We start from the raw sequence: 15,035 nt of genomic DNA on the forward strand, positions 1-15,035 counted from the left end.
TGGCGATCACTTCGCGGGCAGATGAGGGCGCCAGCAGGATCGACACCGAAAGACGGTGAACTGCGCAGTCGGCGACGTGAGCCCTTCGCGTGCTGTTTAGAGAACGTCGACCCACCTGGCGCCCGGAGTGAACGTGGTCAAGTTGATGTCGCCGACTCAGTCGCGTCAGTAAGAAATGGTGCGAATTTGTCGTCGGTCCCTAGGGCTCGAAGCAGCCGGGCTAGGAGTTGACCGGCCACCTGTCCGGGCGTAGCCAGCAGTTGTGCGTGTGAGACGACGGCGGCCTTTCGGTAGGTGTCCTCGCCGAATCGCGGACCGTCCGTCGCATCCCAGCCATTGCGATACTCGTACGAGCGGCGACCGCGGAGATTGGTTGCGCCGACCGCGAGTGCCCAGTTGCCGACGTAGCCCGCCTGGTCGGCGGCCGCGAGCACCAGTGCGATTAGATGTCGCGCGTACATGACCGCTCCGGCGTCGAAGACGACCTGCTCATCTGGGTTGGTCATCCGGTCGCTGAGCCGGCTCATGAAGATGCGGATACCGCCGTCCTCGTGGATTTCGAGCTCGACGGCGTCCTCGTCGTGCGAGTCGTCGCGCAGCCTGCGGTCCGCGGTGAGGTCATAGCTCGTCAGCGCGGCACCGGCGGCACGGCGCGCAGTGGCGGTCGCGGAGAGTAGTTCGGGCGCGAACCTGAGGTTGCTCGTCGGCTGGTTAAGGATGGCGCCGCGGGTGAACAGCAGCATGCGTTGTGGCCATTCACGGCCGGAGACGAGGCTCAGCAGCATCTCTGGGCGGCCATTGATCGGCTCGGCCAACAAGAACAGGTGCGACTGCGACCGGCGTTCCACCGGAACCGGGTCGCGGTCGAACTCGGCGTCCAAGAGAGCGAGCGTGTCGGTTTCACTGAGCCGGCGCAGGTTGTGAAGACGGCGCACCTCTGCGTCGGCAAGGTGGTGTTTCGTTTTGTCGCCTCGACCGAGGTAGCGATGGTCGACCATATGCGGTGCCGCCGGACTCGGCGGCACGTGCACGAAGAGGTAGCCGACGTCGGGGTCGGCATCCGAGGGGATCATCTCGGTGTAGACGGGCAGCGGAGGATCCGGAATCGTTAGGGCGACCTGCTCTACCCGCTCAGCCAAGCCGTGGAGCGGTCCGGGATACAAGCCGAACGAGCCGTCCCGATTCTCCTCGACGCCCACGACGAGGGTCCCGCCGTCGATGCCGAAGGACGCCAAGTCGCGTGCCAGTTCTCTGTTGGCGCTTTTACCAGTGGTCAGCCCTCGCTTGAAGTCCGTGTAGTGCGACTCACTTAGCAGGCCCTGGTCGAGCGCGGACTGAAGGTCGGACTCCGTGCGCGGAGTCCAGCGCGGGGTGTCCACGCTGAGGTAGATCGAGCGCATCTGCTTACTGTGCCCGAAGGCATTGCCGGCACGCACCTGACATTCACCGTGTCGGCGACTGGCATGACCGGAGCTGAGGTTCTCACCCTAGGGCTCACAGCGCGTCGATCACCGGTGCCCGACGTGCGGCCGGCGGCTCCCGGGCGGGAAGCGGACATCATGATCTTCGGTGATGTGCACGGTGTGAGCTCTCCAGCGGATGCCAGCCCGGATCAACCGGTGCCAACTCGGGTCACCACGGCGACCGCCGGTCGCAACTCCGGGTTCGTGTGCTCGGGTGTGGTCCTGGGCTGCGAGAACGGCGGTCCGGGGAACGTGGGTGAACGTGGGCCACTCCCTGCCACCCCAGGTGAACCCCCAGGTCGCTAGACTGTGCCCTCGCGCCCCCGTAGCTCAGGGGATAGAGCATCGGTTTCCTAAACCGTGTGTCGCAGGTTCGAATCCTGCCGGGGGCACCATTGTCGATGGCTCGCCCGATCTCGTCGGCGGCTTCGTCGATCGTCTGCGCGAGGACTTGTCACAGCGGGTCGAGGCGGCGCTTGAGCAGGCAGAATTCGTTGCCCTCCGGATCGGCGAGGACATGCCAGGACGCGTCCGCGGGCTGGCCGATGTCGATCGGCCTGGCCCCGGCGGCCAGGAGACGTTCGAGTTCGGCGTCCTGGTCGCGGTCGGTGGGATTGACGTCGATGTGCAGCCGGGCCTGCCCGTTCTTCGGTTCGTCGTCGCGGATGAGGAAGATCGTCGGCTGCGGGCCGCCGAACCCTTCGCGCGGGCCTACCTCGATGTAGACCCCCTCCTCGCGGTCGAGTTCCACGAAGTCCAGGACCTCGCACCAGAACCGCGCCAGCACCTCGAGGTCGCGGCATTTGAGCACGAGCTCACCGATACGGCATGCCATTGACGAAACCTGCTCTCAGCTTGGCATCCGCCGGGCCGGCCGCACGCGGATCTCATGGGCTCCCAGCAGGGCAAAGACGCTCGCGATCGTACCGGGCGGACGGAACGGCGACGCGAAGCGTCGGGCGGGTGGGTGCCCTCCGGGCCGTACCGGAGGGCACCGCGTTGTCGCAGTCGTCAGAGGAACTTGTACATCTCGGCGGAGGCGGCCTCGGTGTCGGCGGCCGGCGGGGCGGACACGGTGACCTTCTCGCCGAAGCCGCTCATCTTCATGTCGGTGACGAGGTCACCGAGGCTCTTCGTGGCGACCGTGTAGGACAGGGCGGTGAGTCGGCCGTCGGTGTCGACGGTCGCCTCGAAGGGGATCGCCGTGGGGTCCTTCGCCAGCTTGGCGGTCGACTCGAGGCCCTCGCGCATGCCGCCGTCGCTGCTGGCGGCCTCGGCGGCCTTGTTCAGGTCGGCGGTGCCGCTGTAGCGGCCGGGGCTGACCTCGGTGGCGGTCACGATGCCGCCGATCAGGCCGGTCTGTGACTTCAGGTCGAACGACTGGCGCAGCGAGCTGTTCGGCCGGAGCTTGTTCAGATCGATCTTCATCCAGGGCTTCTCGCCCTCGAGCGAGTCCGACTTGATGTAGGCGGCGTCGCCGATCAGCCGGGCCTCGATCGGCTCCGGGGCGGTTCCGGTTACGTGGATCGCCTTGGCGGCGGGGTCGACCTTGCCGTTGAGGCTGATCGACTGGCCGCCGGCCTTGACCGAGGCGTCCATGGTGACCGTGCCGGCGAGGCTGCGGTCCATGGCCTGCCGGACGGCGGCGGCCGGTTCGAGCTTGGGCGTGGTGGGAGCCGCGGACGGGCCGGGCCCCCCGGTGTCGCCGGAAGTGGTGCCGCAGCCGGCCACGAGGGCGGCGGCGAGGGCAATCGAGAGGACAGGGATCAGTCGACGCATAGACGCGACCCTAACCAACAAGGTCCACTCTGGGGGGCCCGCACACCACGGTGGGTCAGTTCGCCGGCAGTTGTTCGGCGTGGGTGAGCACGCGGTCGACGATGCCGTACTCCCGGGCCTGCTCGGCGGTGAACCAGCGGTCCCGGTCCCAGTCGCGCTGGATCTCGTCGAGTGTGCGTCCACTGTGCTGGGAGATCAATTCCTGCATGGTGCGCTTGACGTGCAGCATGTTCTCCGCCTGGATGGTGATGTCCGCGGCGGTGCCGCCCATCCCGCCGGACGGCTGGTGCATCATGATCCGCGAGTGTGGCAGCGCGTACCGCTTGCCGGCCGTGCCGGCGCAGAGCAGGAACTGTCCCATCGAGCCGGCGAAGCCGAGCGCCAGCGTGGCGACGTCGTTGCGGACATAGCGCATCGTGTCGTAGACCGCCATGCCCGCACTCACCGAGCCGCCCGGCGAGTTGATGTAGAGGTAGATGTCCCGGTCGGCGTCCTCGGCCGCGAGCAGCAGGATCTGCGCGCAGATCTGGTTCGCCGACTCGTCGGTCACCTCGTTGCCGAGGAAGACGATCCGCTCCCGCAGCAGCCGCTCGAACACCTGGTCGCCGAAGGTCGGCTGACCGTTGTCCAGCATCCGTACGTCGTACCCGATCATTCGTCGCCACCTTCCGCCGTGCCGGCGGGCGACGGGACCGCCCGGGGAGCCGGCTCCTCCAGCGTGCGCGCGGCGGCGGTGGCGGCCCAGGGATTCTGCCGGCGGCAGATCGGCCCAGGGCAGAACCTCGGCCGGCCTACACCCGGGTCAGCCGCCGCCGGCCCGCCCGGGCGCGATGGCAGGCCAGCATCTTGGAGGTACGGGGACCGGGGCGCCCGGCCGGCGCGGAGGCGATCAGTCGAACTCGTAGCCCCGCTCCGCCCACGGTCGACCCGACGGGCGAGGCTGGACCGCCGACGTGCAGGATCGGCCCGCCCAGCCGCAGCACCGGCCCGATGGGCTGCCGGACGGGAGCCGGTGCGGCGGCAGCCGCGGGTGGCGTCGCCCCGCCCGGCTGGAAACCGATCCGGAGCGCGGGGCCGGTCCCGGTGCGCGCCGAGGGCGCCCGATCCAGCCGGGCCAGAGCGGCCCGGGGCGCGGCGGGGATGCGCCGCTCGACCCGGCGCAGGTCGTCGCGGGCCGCTTCGAGCAGGTCGGAGAGTTGGATGCCGAGCGCCCGGCAGATCGCCGCCAGGATCTCCGACGAGGCCTCCTTGCGCCCGCGCTCGACCTCCGAGAGGTAGGGCACGGAGACCCCGGCCGCCTCGGCCACCTCGCGCAGCGTGCGGCCCTGGCTCTGGCGCAGCCGGCGCAGCACCCCGCCGATGACTCGTCGTAGCAACGACATGCCGGCCTCACTCTCGCGGTCGTCGTCCGTGACACCTCCCCTCATCATGCCGGTTGCCGGCGGCGGGGGCCGACCCGTACGTGTCGAGTCGGCGGTCTCCGTGACCGGGGCGTGCGCTGTGCGGCGTACCCGCTATGTTGTGCACGTGCAGGCGACGGTGGCGGAGCAGGTTCGACGGTGATCCATTTTCCCGCGCAGCGCCGAGGCCCACTGAGCGCGCTGAGCCTGCGGCTCGCGGCCGCACTGGCGCTGGTCTTCGCCGTGGTGGCGGCGGTCTATCTGGACCGGGACGGCTACCGCGACGTCAACGAGGACGGCCTCACCCTGCTCGACTGTTTCTACTACGCGGTGGTGTCGCTCTCCACCACCGGCTATGGGGACATCACCCCCGCCGCGCCGTCGGCCCGGCTGGTCAACGTCCTGTTCGTCACCCCCGCCCGGGTGCTCTTCCTGATCATCCTGGTCGGCACCACCCTGGAAGTCCTGACCGAGCAGTACCGGACCGGCCGTCGCCTGTCGCGGTGGAGGAGAGTCGTGAAGGACCACGTCATCATCTGCGGCTACGGCACCAAGGGTCGCAGCGCGGTCAACGCTCTGTTGGAGAACGGCCTGGACCGGTCGCGGATCGTGGTGGTGGAGCGCAGCGGCATCGCGCTGCGGCAGGCCACGTCGGCCGGGTTGGTGGCGATCGAGGGGTCGGCGACCCGGTCGTCGGTGTTGAACGAGGCGCACGTCAAGAGCGCCAAGGCGGTGATCATCGCGACCGACAGCGACGACGCCTCGGTGCTGGTGGCGTTGACCGTCCGGCAGCTCACCGCCGGGCAGGTCCGGATCATCGCGGCGGCCCGCGAGGCGGAGAACGCCCCGCTGCTCAAGCAGAGCGGCGCGCACCACGTGATCGTCTCCTCGGCTACCGCCGGCCGCCTGCTCGGTCTCTCGACCTCGGCGCCACCGCTGATCGACGTCGTGGAGGATCTGCTCACGCCGGGGCAGGGGATGGCGTTGGCGATGCGCTCGGCGGAGCGGGACGAGGTGGGTCGTTCACCGCGTGAGCTGGACTCACTGGTGATCGCCCTGGTCCGGCGGGGCAAGGTGGTCACCCTGTCCGACAAGGCCGGCGCGGTGATCGAGACCGGTGACATGCTGGTGCACGTCCGCGACGACCGCCCGCAGTCCACGACCACGGTCTGACACCCGCGCCTCAGCAGGCGTCCGCGTCCACCTCACTGAGGGCCTCGGTGCAGATGACCGGTGTCGTGGTGGCGGCCCGCCGCAGGAGATCGTAGAGCGTCTCCCGCTCGGCCGGCTGCAACGCTCCCAGCACCTCGTCCTCGGCACCCGCAAGGGCGCATTCGGCCTCTTTAAGGCGTTTTGCCCCGTCTTCGGTGAGTTCGACAACGTGTCGCCGCCGGTCCTGGGGTGACCGCCTCCGCTCGACGAGATCCTTCGCCTCAAGGTCGTTCAGCAGCCCCACGATGTTGGTGCTGTCCATTTCGAGGGTGCTCGCGAGCGCCTGCTGACTGATGCCGCCGCCCGCGCGCAGCACCGTGAGTGCGACCAGATGCCGGGGGCGCAGACCCAGCGGCGCGAGCACCGATTCCGCCCGTAGGCGCATCCGCCGCGCCAGGTGGTCCAGCAGGGCGCCCGAGCGGTGCTCGGAGGGCTCCAGCGGCAGGGCGGACATGTGACCCAGTCTACCGACGCTCTGGAACATCTGCCTGCTATAAATAGTTGGCGTAACACAGACGATCCTTGGAGGAGGAACCATGAACCTGCTGCATATCGATTCGAGCATTCGGGGTGACTGGTCGGTCAGCCGGCAGCTCACCGCCCGGGCCGCCGCGGCCTGGCGTGCGGCGCACCCCGACGGCACCGTGACCTACCGCGATCTGGGGGCCGAGCCGCTGCCGCACCTGGACTCCGACGGCGGGCTGGCGCGAATGACGCCGCCGGACCAGCACACCCCCGCCCAGCGCGCCTCGTGGGAGCTCAGCGAGCGCCTGGTCGACGAGGTGAAGCGGGCCGACGTGGTCCTGCTCGGGCTGCCGCTCTACAACTTCGGAGCCCCCAGCAGCGTCAAGTCCTGGGTCGACCACCTGATCGTCGCCGGCCTCACCTACGACCCGACGACCCAGGAGGGCCTGCTCAGCGGCCGCGAGTTCGTGGTGGTGGCCACCCGGGGCGGCGGCTACGGCGAGGGCACCCCGCGGCACGGCTGGGACCATGCGGAGCAGTGGCTGCCGCACGGCCTGTCGATGACCGGCCTGGAGCCGCGCTTCATCACCACGGAACTGACCCTGGCGCCCACGGTTCCGGCGATGGCCGAGCTGATTCCGCTGCACGAGTCCAGCCGCGCGGCGGCCGAGAAGGAGATCGACAACCTGTGGACGCCGGCCTCGGCCCAGCGCTGAGACGGCACCCGACACGGACGAGAGCGGCCGCCCGGATCGGGCGGCCGCTCTCGTTTCAGGTCGGACAGGTCAGAGGATCGTCCAGGTGTCGCCACTGCCCAGCAGGCCGGCGAGCTGCTGCTCGGGCGTCTCGGTGACCTTCGCCTTGGCCGTGGCCAACTGCTCCTGCACCACGCTGTCGTAGGACGGCCGGTCCACCGACCGGAACACGCCGATCGGCGTGTTACGCAGGTCCAGACCGGGCAGCCGGGACAGCGCGAACGCGTACGCCGGGTCGGTCACCGTCGCGTCGTGCACGACGATCTCCTCGGGGCGTACGGAGCTGGTCTCCCGGACCTCCAAGCCGAACGCGCCCGGCGGGTGCACCACGCAGAACCGACCGTCGGCCCCGAAGGTGATCGGCTGGCCGTGCTCCAGGCGGATCAGGTAGTCGTCCCGCGTGGACGGGTCCTTGAGCTGGTCGAACGCCCCGTCGTTGAAGATGTTGCAGTTCTGGTAGATCTCCACGAACGCCGAGCCCTGGTGCTCGGCGGCGGCCCGCAGCACCGACTGGAGGTGCTTGCGGTCGGAGTCGATGGTGCGACCGACGAAGCTGGCCTCCGCGCCCAGGGCGAGCGAGAGCGGGTTGAACGGCGCGTCCGCCGAACCGGCCGGCGTCGACTTGGTGATCTTGCCGACCTCGGACGTGGGCGAGTACTGCCCCTTGGTCAACCCGTAGATCCGGTTGTTGAACAGCAGGATCTTGAGGTTGACGTTGCGCCGCAGCGCGTGGATCAGGTGGTTGCCGCCGATGGACAGCGCGTCGCCGTCGCCGGTGACCACCCAGACCGACAGGTCCGGACGGGACACCGACAGGCCGGTCGCGATCGCCGGGGCCCGACCGTGGATCGAGTGCATGCCGTACGTGTTCATGTAGTACGGGAAGCGCGACGAGCAGCCGATCCCGGAGACGAACACGGTCCGCTCGCGGGGGATGTTCAGCTCCGGCATGAACTGCTGGATGGCCGCCAGGATGGCGTAGTCACCGCAGCCGGGGCACCAGCGCACCTCCTGGTCGGACTTGAAGTCCTTGGCGGTGAGCTTGAGGGCGACGGACTCAGACATTCTTCAGGACCTCTTCCAGCGTCGTCTCCAGCTCGGCGGCCGTGAACGGCAGGCCGCGGACCTGGTTGTAGCTGATCGCGTCGACCAGGTAGCGGGCCCGGATGACGTGGGCGAGCTGACCCAGGTTCATCTCCGGGATGACCACCTTGTCGTAGGAGCGCAGCACCTCGCCGAGGTTCGCCGGCATCGGGGCCAGGTGCCGCAGGTGCGCCTGGGCGATGGACAGGCCGCGCTGGCGGACGCCACGGCAGGCGGCGCCGATCGGCCCGTACGTCGAGCCCCAGCCGAGCACCAGCACGCGGGCGTCGCCGTCCGGGTCCTCCACCTCGATGTCCGGTACCGGGATCGTCTCGATGCGGGCGGCCCGGGTGCGGACCATGAAGTCGTGGTTCGCCGGGTCGTACGAGATGTCGCCGGTCTTGTCGGCCTTCTCCAGACCGCCGATCCGGTGCTCCAGCCCCGGCGTACCCGGGATGGCCCACGGGCGGGCCAGGGTCTCCGGATCGCGCAGGTAGGGCAGGAAGGTGGTGCCGTCCTCGCCGTTGGGCGCGGTGGCGAAGTCGACGCGCAGGTCGGGCAGTGACTCCACGTCGGGTAGCAGCCACGGCTCGGAGCCGTTCGCCACGTAGTTGTCCGACAGCAGGATCACCGGCGTGCGGTACGTCAACGCGATCCGGGCTGCCTCCAGCGCGGCGAAGAAGCAGTCCGACGGCGACCGGGGGGCGATCACCGCGACGGGCGCCTCGCCGTGCCGGCCGTACAGCGCCATGTTCAGGTCGGCCTGCTCGGTCTTGGTCGGCATACCGGTCGACGGGCCGGCCCGCTGCACGTCGACGATCACCAACGGCAGCTCCAGCGCCACTGCGAGGGAGATCGTCTCGCTCTTGAGCGCCACACCCGGGCCGCTGGTGGTGGTCACGCCGAGGGAGCCGCCGTAGGAGGCGCCCAGTGCCGCGCCGACCGCGGCGATCTCGTCCTCGGCCTGCATGGTCAGCACGCCGAAGCGCTTGTGCTTGCTCAGCTCGTGCAGGATGTCCGACGCCGGCGTGATCGGGTACGCGCCGAGGAAGACCGGCAACCCCGAACGGACCCCGGCGGCGACCAGCCCCAGCGACAGCGCCGCGTTGCCGGTGATGTTGCGGTAGGTGCCCGGCCGCATCTTCGCCGGCTTGACCTCGTAGCGGACCGCGAAGTCCTCGGTGGTCTCGCCGAAGTTCCAGCCGGCCTTGAAGGCGGCGACGTTCGCGGCGACGAGTTCGGGGCGGGCCGCGAACTTGCGCTCGAGGAAGCGCAGGGTCGACTCGTACGGCCGGGAGTACATCCATGAGAGCAGGCCGAGGGCGAACATGTTCTTGGACCGCTCGGCGTCCTTCTTGGACACCTGGTGTTCGGCCAGCGCGCCGACCGTCATCGACGTCAGCGCCACCGGGTGCACGACGTAGCCGGCCAGCGAGTCGTCGTCCAGCGGGCTCACCGCGTAGCCGACCTTGGCCAGGTTGCGCTTGGTGAACTCGTCGGTGTTGACGATGATGTCCGCGCCGCGCGGCAGGTCGGTCAGGTTGGCCTTGAGGGCCGCCGGGTTCATCGCCACCAGCACGTTCGGCGCGTCGCCCGGGGTGAGGATGTCGTAGTCGGCGAAGTGCACCTGGAAGCTCGACACACCCGGCAGCGTGCCGGCGGGGGCCCGGATCTCGGCGGGGAAGTTCGGCAGCGTGGAGATGTCGTTGCCGAGCTGCGCCGTCTCGGAGGTGAACCGGTCGCCGGTCAACTGCATGCCGTCGCCGGAGTCACCGGCGAACCGGATGACCACCCGGTCGAGTTGACGGATCTGCTTGGTCACTGTGCCACCTTCGTTCGCGACTGCGGGCTCGCAAGCGCTGTCGTTCCCCACCCAGAGCCTACGTCGAAGGGACCCCCCACCCTGCCCGGAGGTCCGCCGACTGAGACCCGATCAACGCAAGAATTGCGGCGGAACGCGGGGTTTCGTCCCGGCCGCCGTAATCCAGATCACCGTAGGTGAGCCGGCGGCGACCCCGGCCGGTGACGGTCAGGGTCGTCGATCGGTCAGTCGGTGGGCGGGGCCGTGGGCTCGGCGGCCGGCCCGCCGAACCGGCGACGCAGCGAGGTGGTGGCCAGCGTGAGAGCCAGTACCACCAGCAGCGCGGACACCACGACCAGGACGACCGCGGTGCGCTGGACCGACGTCATGCCGTCGTCGGTGGTGGCGCCCGCCGGGAGTACGCCCTGGGAGCCCGTCGGCGCGGGCGGTGACACGACCGGCGTGGCCAGCGCCGCCGCGGCGGTGATGCGGAAACTCATCTGCAACCGCCGCGTCCCGCCGTTGCGGGGGTCGAGCTGACCGATCACCGCCCCGGACAGTGGCGCCTCCCGCTGGGCCTGTGGGGTCGCCTCCACCGGTAGCCGCAGCTCACGGGTCTCGCCTCCGGACAGCAGACCGACGTCGCACCGGGTACGGGACACGTCGACGGCCGCGCAGCCCGCCGGTGGGGCAGGCGCGCTCACCCCGGACGGCAGGACCACCTCGACCAGGCCGTCGGCGTCCACCGTTCCGGTGTTGCCCAGCCGCACCGCGAGGGTGCTCTGCGCGCCACTGATGTCGAACGCGACCTCGTCGGCGGCCAGCGAGATCCCGGGCACCGGCGGTCCGGGCGGGAACAGCACCGCGAAGCCCTGGTCGTCGGCCACCTCGCCGGGCATCCCCGGCACGTCCGCGACGACCCGCACCATGCCGCTGAGGGGCATCCGCTCCCAGGCCGTGCCGGCGACCCGTACCCGGATCAGGCTGCTGAACCGGGTGCCCGCCTCGGTCGTCCACGCCCCGCAGCGGTACGCGCCGCCGCCCTCGCCGACGCACCCGTTCGTTCCGGCGTCGCTCAGACCGGTCGGCAGGGTGTACGACAGCCGGACCCGCTGCGTGGCGGTGCCCGTGTTCGCCACGGTGACCCGCAGCGTGGTCGTCGTGCTGGGTGCGTTCCAGTACGCCTCCGACAGGGTGACGTCCTCGGTCGTCACCTGCACGCCGAGTGGGCTCGGCGGAGGCGCCTGCGTGCCGCCCGGCGCGGGTGGGTTGACCGGTGGGACGCCAGGCGGGGGTGGCCCGGCCGTCGGCGGACGGGTGGAGCCGCCCGGGGCCGGAGCGGTGGTGACCGGCGGCGGCGGGGCGGTGGTCGGCGGTGGCGCCGGCGGTGTGGTCTCCGGCGGCGGCGCGGTGGTCGGCGGGGCCGGATCGGTCGGTGCGGGGTCGCCCGGCTCCTCGGTCGGGGTGGGCTCCTGCGGCGGCGTGGTCTCCGGGTCCGGATCCGGTTCGGGGGCCGACTCCGTCACGGCGGTGACCGGATGGATGCCCGGCGTCGCCGCGCTGGCGAGGGCCGGCGCGACGGCCAGCGCCGCGAACAACCCGAGCGCGAGCGAGGTGCCCAGCAGGCGCGTGGGATGCCGCCCTGCGGCCCAGCGATCGGGCGAAACCTTCACGCGGGCCATCTGTCCTCCGGTGGCGGGGGTGGGGAGTTCAATATTGTTAATAGTTGCTCCGGTGCACTAGTCCCGCCCGGAAACGAATCCGTAACGTGTTGGGGAAGGTCCCTCCGGGGCGGGCGGTAGGCTCCGGACGTGACCGGTTACCTGGGCTCGTACGCGACGCTCGGGCTCTTGCTGCTCGTCAGTGTCCTGTTCTTTGTGACGGCGTTCTCGGCCAACCGGGTGTTACGTCCCGCCCGCCCGGCCGACCCGTTCGGCAAGCGGGCCAGCTACGAGTGCGGGCTCGACCCGGTCGGCGCGGACTGGGCGCAGATGCAGATCCGCTACTACGTCTACGCGTATCTCTACGTGCTGTTCGCGGTCGAGGCGGTGTTCCTCTTCCCGTGGGCGGTGGTCTTCGACCGGCCCGGCTTCGGCCTGGTCACGGTGCTGGAGATGGCGATCTTCGTGGCGGTGCTCGCCCTCGGCATCCTCTACGCCTGGCGCAGGAACATCCTCCGCTGGACCTGAGCGCTCCACCTGCCCACCGCGGGCTGGGCTCAGGCCAGGCCCCGCCGGGTGGCCGTGGGCGGACGGTCGCCGCGGATCGAGGCCACCATGTCCAGCACCCGACGGGTGGGGCCGACCTGATGGGCCCGGAACACCCGGGCGCCCAGCCACGCGGACACCGCGGTCGCGGCGAGTGTGCCCTCCAGGCGCTCGCCCACCGGTAGGTCGAGCGTCTCGCCGACGAAGTCCTTGTTGGAGAGCGCCACGAGCACCGGCCAGCCGGTCGCGCTCAGCTCGGCCAGCCGACGGGTGATCTCCAGCGAGTGACGGGTGTTCTTGCCGAAGTCGTGTGCCGGGTCGATGAGGATCCCGTCGGGGCGTACCCCCGCCGCCACCGCGCGTTCGGCGAGCCCGGTCACCGTCTCGACCACGTCGGCGACCACGTCGTCGAAGGCGGCGCGGTGCGGCCTGGTCCGGGGGGACAGGCCGCCGGCGTGCGAGCAGACCAGCCCGGCGCCCGTGCTCGCCGCGACCCGGGCGAGCGCCGGGTCGACGCCCGACCAGGTGTCGTTGAGCAGGTCCGCGCCGGCCGCCACGGCCTCCGTCGCCACCTCGGCGCGCCAGGTGTCGATGGAGATCACCACCTCCGGGAACGCGGCCCGTACGGCGGCGATCGTGTCCACCGTGCGTCGGATCTCCTCGGTCACGTCCACCTCGGTGCCCGGACCGGCCTTGACCCCGCCGATGTCGATGATCTCGGCGCCCTCGCCGACCGCCCGCTCGACCGCCCGGAGCGCGCTGTCCGCGGCGAAGGTGGCACCCCGGTCGAAGAACGAGTCCGGTGTGCGGTTGACGATGGCCATCACCACCAGCTCACCCGGCGCGAACGTCCGCGAACCGAGCCGAAGTGCCCCGGCCATGCCGCCTCCCGCCTCGTGCACGCCGTCGCCGCTGCTCCGGCCGCCACCGACGCTAGCCGGTCCGCGAGGACACGCGCGGGGCGGGCGTGGGCGTCGATGGGTGATCGGGGTGGTGGGGTCGCTACCGGCGGGCTCTCGTGCCACGATCAGTGCATGGGTCAGCTTCTGCTCCTCCTGGTCGTGGCGTTGACCGTCGCGGCGGTGGTTTTCGGCGTGACGGTGCTGGTCGGTGGCCGCGATCCCGGTCTCGCTCCGACGGAACCGGATTCGCAGGCCGTACCGCTGCCGGGCACCCGGCCGCTGCGCGAATCCGACGTGGGCGCGGTCCGCTTCGACACCGGTCTGCGTGGCTACCGGATGGCCCAGGTCGACCAGGCGATGCGCCGCGCCGCCTACGACATCGGCTACAAGTCCGAACTGATCGGCGTGTTGGAGGCGGAGGTCATCGCGCTGCGCGAGGGCCGGACCGATGACGCGGACGTGCTGCGCCGGGCGCGGGAGCAGGCCGTCGCCTCGGCGCCCGCGGCCGTCGCCGCGGAGCCCGCCGACGACGAGGCGGCGTTGGTCGGCACGGACGCGTCGCCGGCCGCCACCTCCTCGGCAACCGACGCCGACGGCGTGGCACCGGCGACCTCCTCGGCGGCGGAGACCGACGAGGTGGCACCGGCGACCTCCTCGGCTGCGGACGCCGACGGGATCGCGCCGGCCACCTCCTCGGCGGCCGACGCCGACGGTGTCGCGCCGGCGGCCGGCGACGCGAGCGTCCGGACGCCCGCCGATGACGCGCCGGACGAGGCGGCCCGGAATGCCGGACAACAGGGCGCGGTGGTCCGGTCGGAGTCGGCGTGACCGGCCCGGAGGGCGCCGACGCTCTCCGGGAGGCCGCCCAACCGGGCGCCGGTGAGGTGACCGCCACGGTCATCGTCAACGCGCCGGCGGCCCGTGTCTTCGCCGCGCTGCTCGCCTGGGAACGGCAGTCGGACTGGATCCCGTTCACCCGCGTCCGGGTCGTCGAGGGCGACGGCCGCGAGGGCAGCCGGATCGAGGCGGTGACCGCGCTCGGCGGGGCGACGCTGCGCGACGAGATGCTGGTGGTCCGGGTGGACGAGCCGTACGAGATCGGCGTGGTGCACCACGGCCAGGTGCTGCGCGGTCCCGGTGTACTGCGCTGCACCGAACTCGGCCGGTCCCGTACCCAGGTCGTCTGGCACGAGTGGTTCCACCTGCCCGGCGGCCGGGCCGGCCGGTTGGCGTGGCCGGTGCTCTGGCCCGGCTCGAAGCTGGGCCTCACGCAGGCATTGAAGAGGTTCGCGCGCCTGGTCGAGCAGGGCCGGCTGCCCTGACGGCGCCGCCGCCCGGGTGAGTCCGGCTGTCGGTGCCATGGCCTAGCGTGTGCGACGTGAGTGACCTGGTGATCGGCGCGGACGGGCTGGCCCGTTGCGCCTGGGGGGCGAGCACCCCCGACTACGCCGTCTACCACGACACGGAGTGGGGTCGGCCGTTGCACGGCGACGACGCGCTCTACGAGCGGATGACCCTGGAGGCGTTCCAGTCCGGCCTGTCCTGGCTGACCATCCTGCGCAAGAGGCCGGCGTTCCGGCTGGCGTTCGACGAGTTCCACATCCCCACCGTCGCCGGCTACGACGACACCGACGTGACCCGGCTACTCGCCGACGCCGGCATCGTCCGCAACCGGGCCAAGATCGAGGCGGCGATCGCCAACGCCCGCGCCGCCCTCGAACTGCCCGACGGGCTGTCCGCGCTGCTCTGGTCGTTCGCGCCGGAGCGCCGGCCGGCCCGTCCCGCCTCGTTCGCCGAGCTGGCGCCGATCACCGCCGAGTCGACGGCGATGGCCAAGGCGCTCAAGAAGCGCGGCTTCCGGTTCGTCGGCCCCACCACCGCGTACGCCCTCATGCAGGCCACCGGGATGGTCGACGATCACATCGTCGGCTGTCACGTCACCCGCTGACCGGCGGCGTGATGGGATGG

General features: G+C 71.0%; 16 protein-coding genes and 1 tRNA gene. 7 read left to right on the forward strand and 10 right to left on the reverse strand.

The annotated features are described in order from the left end of the window. Positions 1-137: 137 nt before the first annotated feature. Entirely contained in the window at positions 138-1,400 is a 1,263-nt protein-coding gene (locus ACTFTM_RS04445; protein ID WP_449564592.1) for an AlbA family DNA-binding domain-containing protein, read from the reverse strand. A gap of 382 nt (positions 1,401-1,782) precedes the next feature. On the opposite strand from ACTFTM_RS04445, the gene ACTFTM_RS04450 reads away from it, so the two are divergent. Continuing rightward, positions 1,783-1,858: transfer RNA gene (locus ACTFTM_RS04450), tRNA-Arg, on the forward strand. A gap of 59 nt (positions 1,859-1,917) precedes the next feature. On the opposite strand, the gene ACTFTM_RS04455 is transcribed toward ACTFTM_RS04450, so the two are convergent. From ACTFTM_RS04455 to ACTFTM_RS04470, 4 genes are all read right to left on the reverse strand, one after another. Next, positions 1,918-2,298: a VOC family protein gene (locus ACTFTM_RS04455; protein ID WP_449564593.1), complete on the reverse strand. Its 381-nt coding sequence runs from the start codon at positions 2,296-2,298 to the stop codon at positions 1,918-1,920. A 176-nt stretch (positions 2,299-2,474) separates the two neighbouring features. Beyond that, positions 2,475-3,242: a hypothetical protein gene (locus ACTFTM_RS04460; protein ID WP_449564594.1), complete on the reverse strand. Its 768-nt coding sequence runs from the start codon at positions 3,240-3,242 to the stop codon at positions 2,475-2,477. Between the two features lie 55 nt (positions 3,243-3,297). After that, positions 3,298-3,897, reverse strand: coding sequence for an ATP-dependent Clp protease proteolytic subunit (locus ACTFTM_RS04465; RefSeq protein ID WP_449564595.1), 600 nt, complete (start codon positions 3,895-3,897; stop codon positions 3,298-3,300). Between the two features lie 136 nt (positions 3,898-4,033). Further along, positions 4,034-4,624 (reverse strand): helix-turn-helix domain-containing protein, encoded by a 591-nt coding sequence (locus ACTFTM_RS04470; RefSeq protein WP_449564596.1) that lies wholly within the window; start codon positions 4,622-4,624, stop codon positions 4,034-4,036. A 177-nt stretch (positions 4,625-4,801) separates the two neighbouring features. Here ACTFTM_RS04470 and ACTFTM_RS04475 point away from each other — a divergent pair, with 177 nt between their 5' ends. After that, a complete protein-coding gene (locus tag ACTFTM_RS04475; protein ID WP_449564597.1) occupies positions 4,802-5,815 on the forward strand; it encodes a potassium channel family protein in 1,014 nt (337 codons plus the stop codon). 10 nt (positions 5,816-5,825) lie between these two features. Here ACTFTM_RS04475 and ACTFTM_RS04480 read toward each other — a convergent pair whose 3' ends face one another. Beyond that, complete coding sequence (locus ACTFTM_RS04480) at positions 5,826-6,308, reverse strand: MarR family winged helix-turn-helix transcriptional regulator (protein ID WP_449564598.1); 483 nt, start codon at positions 6,306-6,308, stop codon at positions 5,826-5,828. An 82-nt stretch (positions 6,309-6,390) separates the two neighbouring features. On the opposite strand from ACTFTM_RS04480, the gene ACTFTM_RS04485 reads away from it, so the two are divergent. Beyond that, on the forward strand, positions 6,391-7,035 hold the full coding sequence (locus ACTFTM_RS04485; RefSeq protein WP_449564599.1) for an FMN-dependent NADH-azoreductase: 645 nt from the start codon (positions 6,391-6,393) through the stop codon (positions 7,033-7,035). A 69-nt stretch (positions 7,036-7,104) separates the two neighbouring features. Here the strand turns inward: ACTFTM_RS04485 and ACTFTM_RS04490 are convergent, their stop codons facing one another. The 3 genes from ACTFTM_RS04490 to ACTFTM_RS04500 all read right to left on the reverse strand — a co-directional run bounded on the left by ACTFTM_RS04490 (position 7,105) and on the right by ACTFTM_RS04500 (position 11,640). Further along, complete coding sequence (locus tag ACTFTM_RS04490) at positions 7,105-8,139, reverse strand: 2-oxoacid:ferredoxin oxidoreductase subunit beta (RefSeq protein WP_449564600.1); 1,035 nt, start codon at positions 8,137-8,139, stop codon at positions 7,105-7,107. After that, entirely contained in the window at positions 8,132-9,979 is a 1,848-nt protein-coding gene (locus ACTFTM_RS04495) for a 2-oxoacid:acceptor oxidoreductase subunit alpha (RefSeq protein WP_449564601.1), read from the reverse strand. Before ACTFTM_RS04495 ends, ACTFTM_RS04490 begins: the two co-directional genes overlap by 8 nt. A 224-nt stretch (positions 9,980-10,203) precedes the next feature. Then, a complete protein-coding gene (locus ACTFTM_RS04500) occupies positions 10,204-11,640 on the reverse strand; it encodes a hypothetical protein (protein ID WP_449564602.1) in 1,437 nt (478 codons plus the stop codon). 129 nt (positions 11,641-11,769) lie between these two features. On the opposite strand from ACTFTM_RS04500, the gene ndhC reads away from it, so the two are divergent. Then, the gene (gene ndhC / locus ACTFTM_RS04505; RefSeq protein WP_449564603.1) at positions 11,770-12,147 is read left to right on the forward strand and encodes an NADH-quinone oxidoreductase subunit A; all 378 of its coding nucleotides are present in this window, start codon (positions 11,770-11,772) and stop codon (positions 12,145-12,147) included. A gap of 29 nt (positions 12,148-12,176) precedes the next feature. On the opposite strand, the gene folP is transcribed toward ndhC, so the two are convergent. After that, complete coding sequence (gene folP, locus ACTFTM_RS04510) at positions 12,177-13,046, reverse strand: dihydropteroate synthase (protein ID WP_449564604.1); 870 nt, start codon at positions 13,044-13,046, stop codon at positions 12,177-12,179. A gap of 153 nt (positions 13,047-13,199) precedes the next feature. Here folP and ACTFTM_RS04515 point away from each other — a divergent pair, with 153 nt between their 5' ends. Genes ACTFTM_RS04515 through ACTFTM_RS04525 form a run of 3 tightly spaced genes read left to right on the forward strand, consistent with a single transcriptional unit; the run spans position 13,200 to position 15,015 of the window. After that, positions 13,200-13,895, forward strand: a complete 696-nt coding sequence (locus ACTFTM_RS04515; protein ID WP_449564605.1) for a DivIVA domain-containing protein — start codon at positions 13,200-13,202, stop codon at positions 13,893-13,895. Then, positions 13,892-14,389 (forward strand): SRPBCC family protein, encoded by a 498-nt coding sequence (locus tag ACTFTM_RS04520; RefSeq protein WP_449564606.1) that lies wholly within the window; start codon positions 13,892-13,894, stop codon positions 14,387-14,389. Before ACTFTM_RS04515 ends, ACTFTM_RS04520 begins: the two co-directional genes overlap by 4 nt. A gap of 56 nt (positions 14,390-14,445) precedes the next feature. Then, on the forward strand, positions 14,446-15,015 hold the full coding sequence (locus tag ACTFTM_RS04525) for a DNA-3-methyladenine glycosylase I (RefSeq protein ID WP_449564607.1): 570 nt from the start codon (positions 14,446-14,448) through the stop codon (positions 15,013-15,015). Positions 15,016-15,035 lie beyond the last annotated feature (20 nt).

This window comes from Micromonospora sp. RB23, from assembly GCF_053585025.1.

What these genes read in the sequence shown, in the direction of transcription:
- ACTFTM_RS04445 (WP_449564592.1), bottom strand. Translation starts at nt 1,400, where the DNA reads ATGCGCTCGATCTACCTCAGCGTGGACACCCCGCGCTGGACTCCGCGC.
- ACTFTM_RS04455 (WP_449564593.1), bottom strand. Translation starts at nt 2,298, where the DNA reads ATGGCATGCCGTATCGGTGAGCTCGTGCTCAAATGCCGCGACCTCGAG.
- ACTFTM_RS04460 (WP_449564594.1), bottom strand. Translation starts at nt 3,242, where the DNA reads ATGCGTCGACTGATCCCTGTCCTCTCGATTGCCCTCGCCGCCGCCCTC.
- ACTFTM_RS04465 (WP_449564595.1), bottom strand. Translation starts at nt 3,897, where the DNA reads ATGATCGGGTACGACGTACGGATGCTGGACAACGGTCAGCCGACCTTC.
- ACTFTM_RS04470 (WP_449564596.1), bottom strand. Translation starts at nt 4,624, where the DNA reads ATGTCGTTGCTACGACGAGTCATCGGCGGGGTGCTGCGCCGGCTGCGC.
- ACTFTM_RS04480 (WP_449564598.1), bottom strand. Translation starts at nt 6,308, where the DNA reads ATGTCCGCCCTGCCGCTGGAGCCCTCCGAGCACCGCTCGGGCGCCCTG.
- ACTFTM_RS04485 (WP_449564599.1), top strand. Translation starts at nt 6,391, where the DNA reads ATGAACCTGCTGCATATCGATTCGAGCATTCGGGGTGACTGGTCGGTC.
- ACTFTM_RS04490 (WP_449564600.1), bottom strand. Translation starts at nt 8,139, where the DNA reads ATGTCTGAGTCCGTCGCCCTCAAGCTCACCGCCAAGGACTTCAAGTCC.
- ACTFTM_RS04500 (WP_449564602.1), bottom strand. Translation starts at nt 11,640, where the DNA reads ATGGCCCGCGTGAAGGTTTCGCCCGATCGCTGGGCCGCAGGGCGGCAT.
- folP (WP_449564604.1), bottom strand. Translation starts at nt 13,046, where the DNA reads ATGGCCGGGGCACTTCGGCTCGGTTCGCGGACGTTCGCGCCGGGTGAG.
- ACTFTM_RS04515 (WP_449564605.1), top strand. Translation starts at nt 13,200, where the DNA reads ATGGGTCAGCTTCTGCTCCTCCTGGTCGTGGCGTTGACCGTCGCGGCG.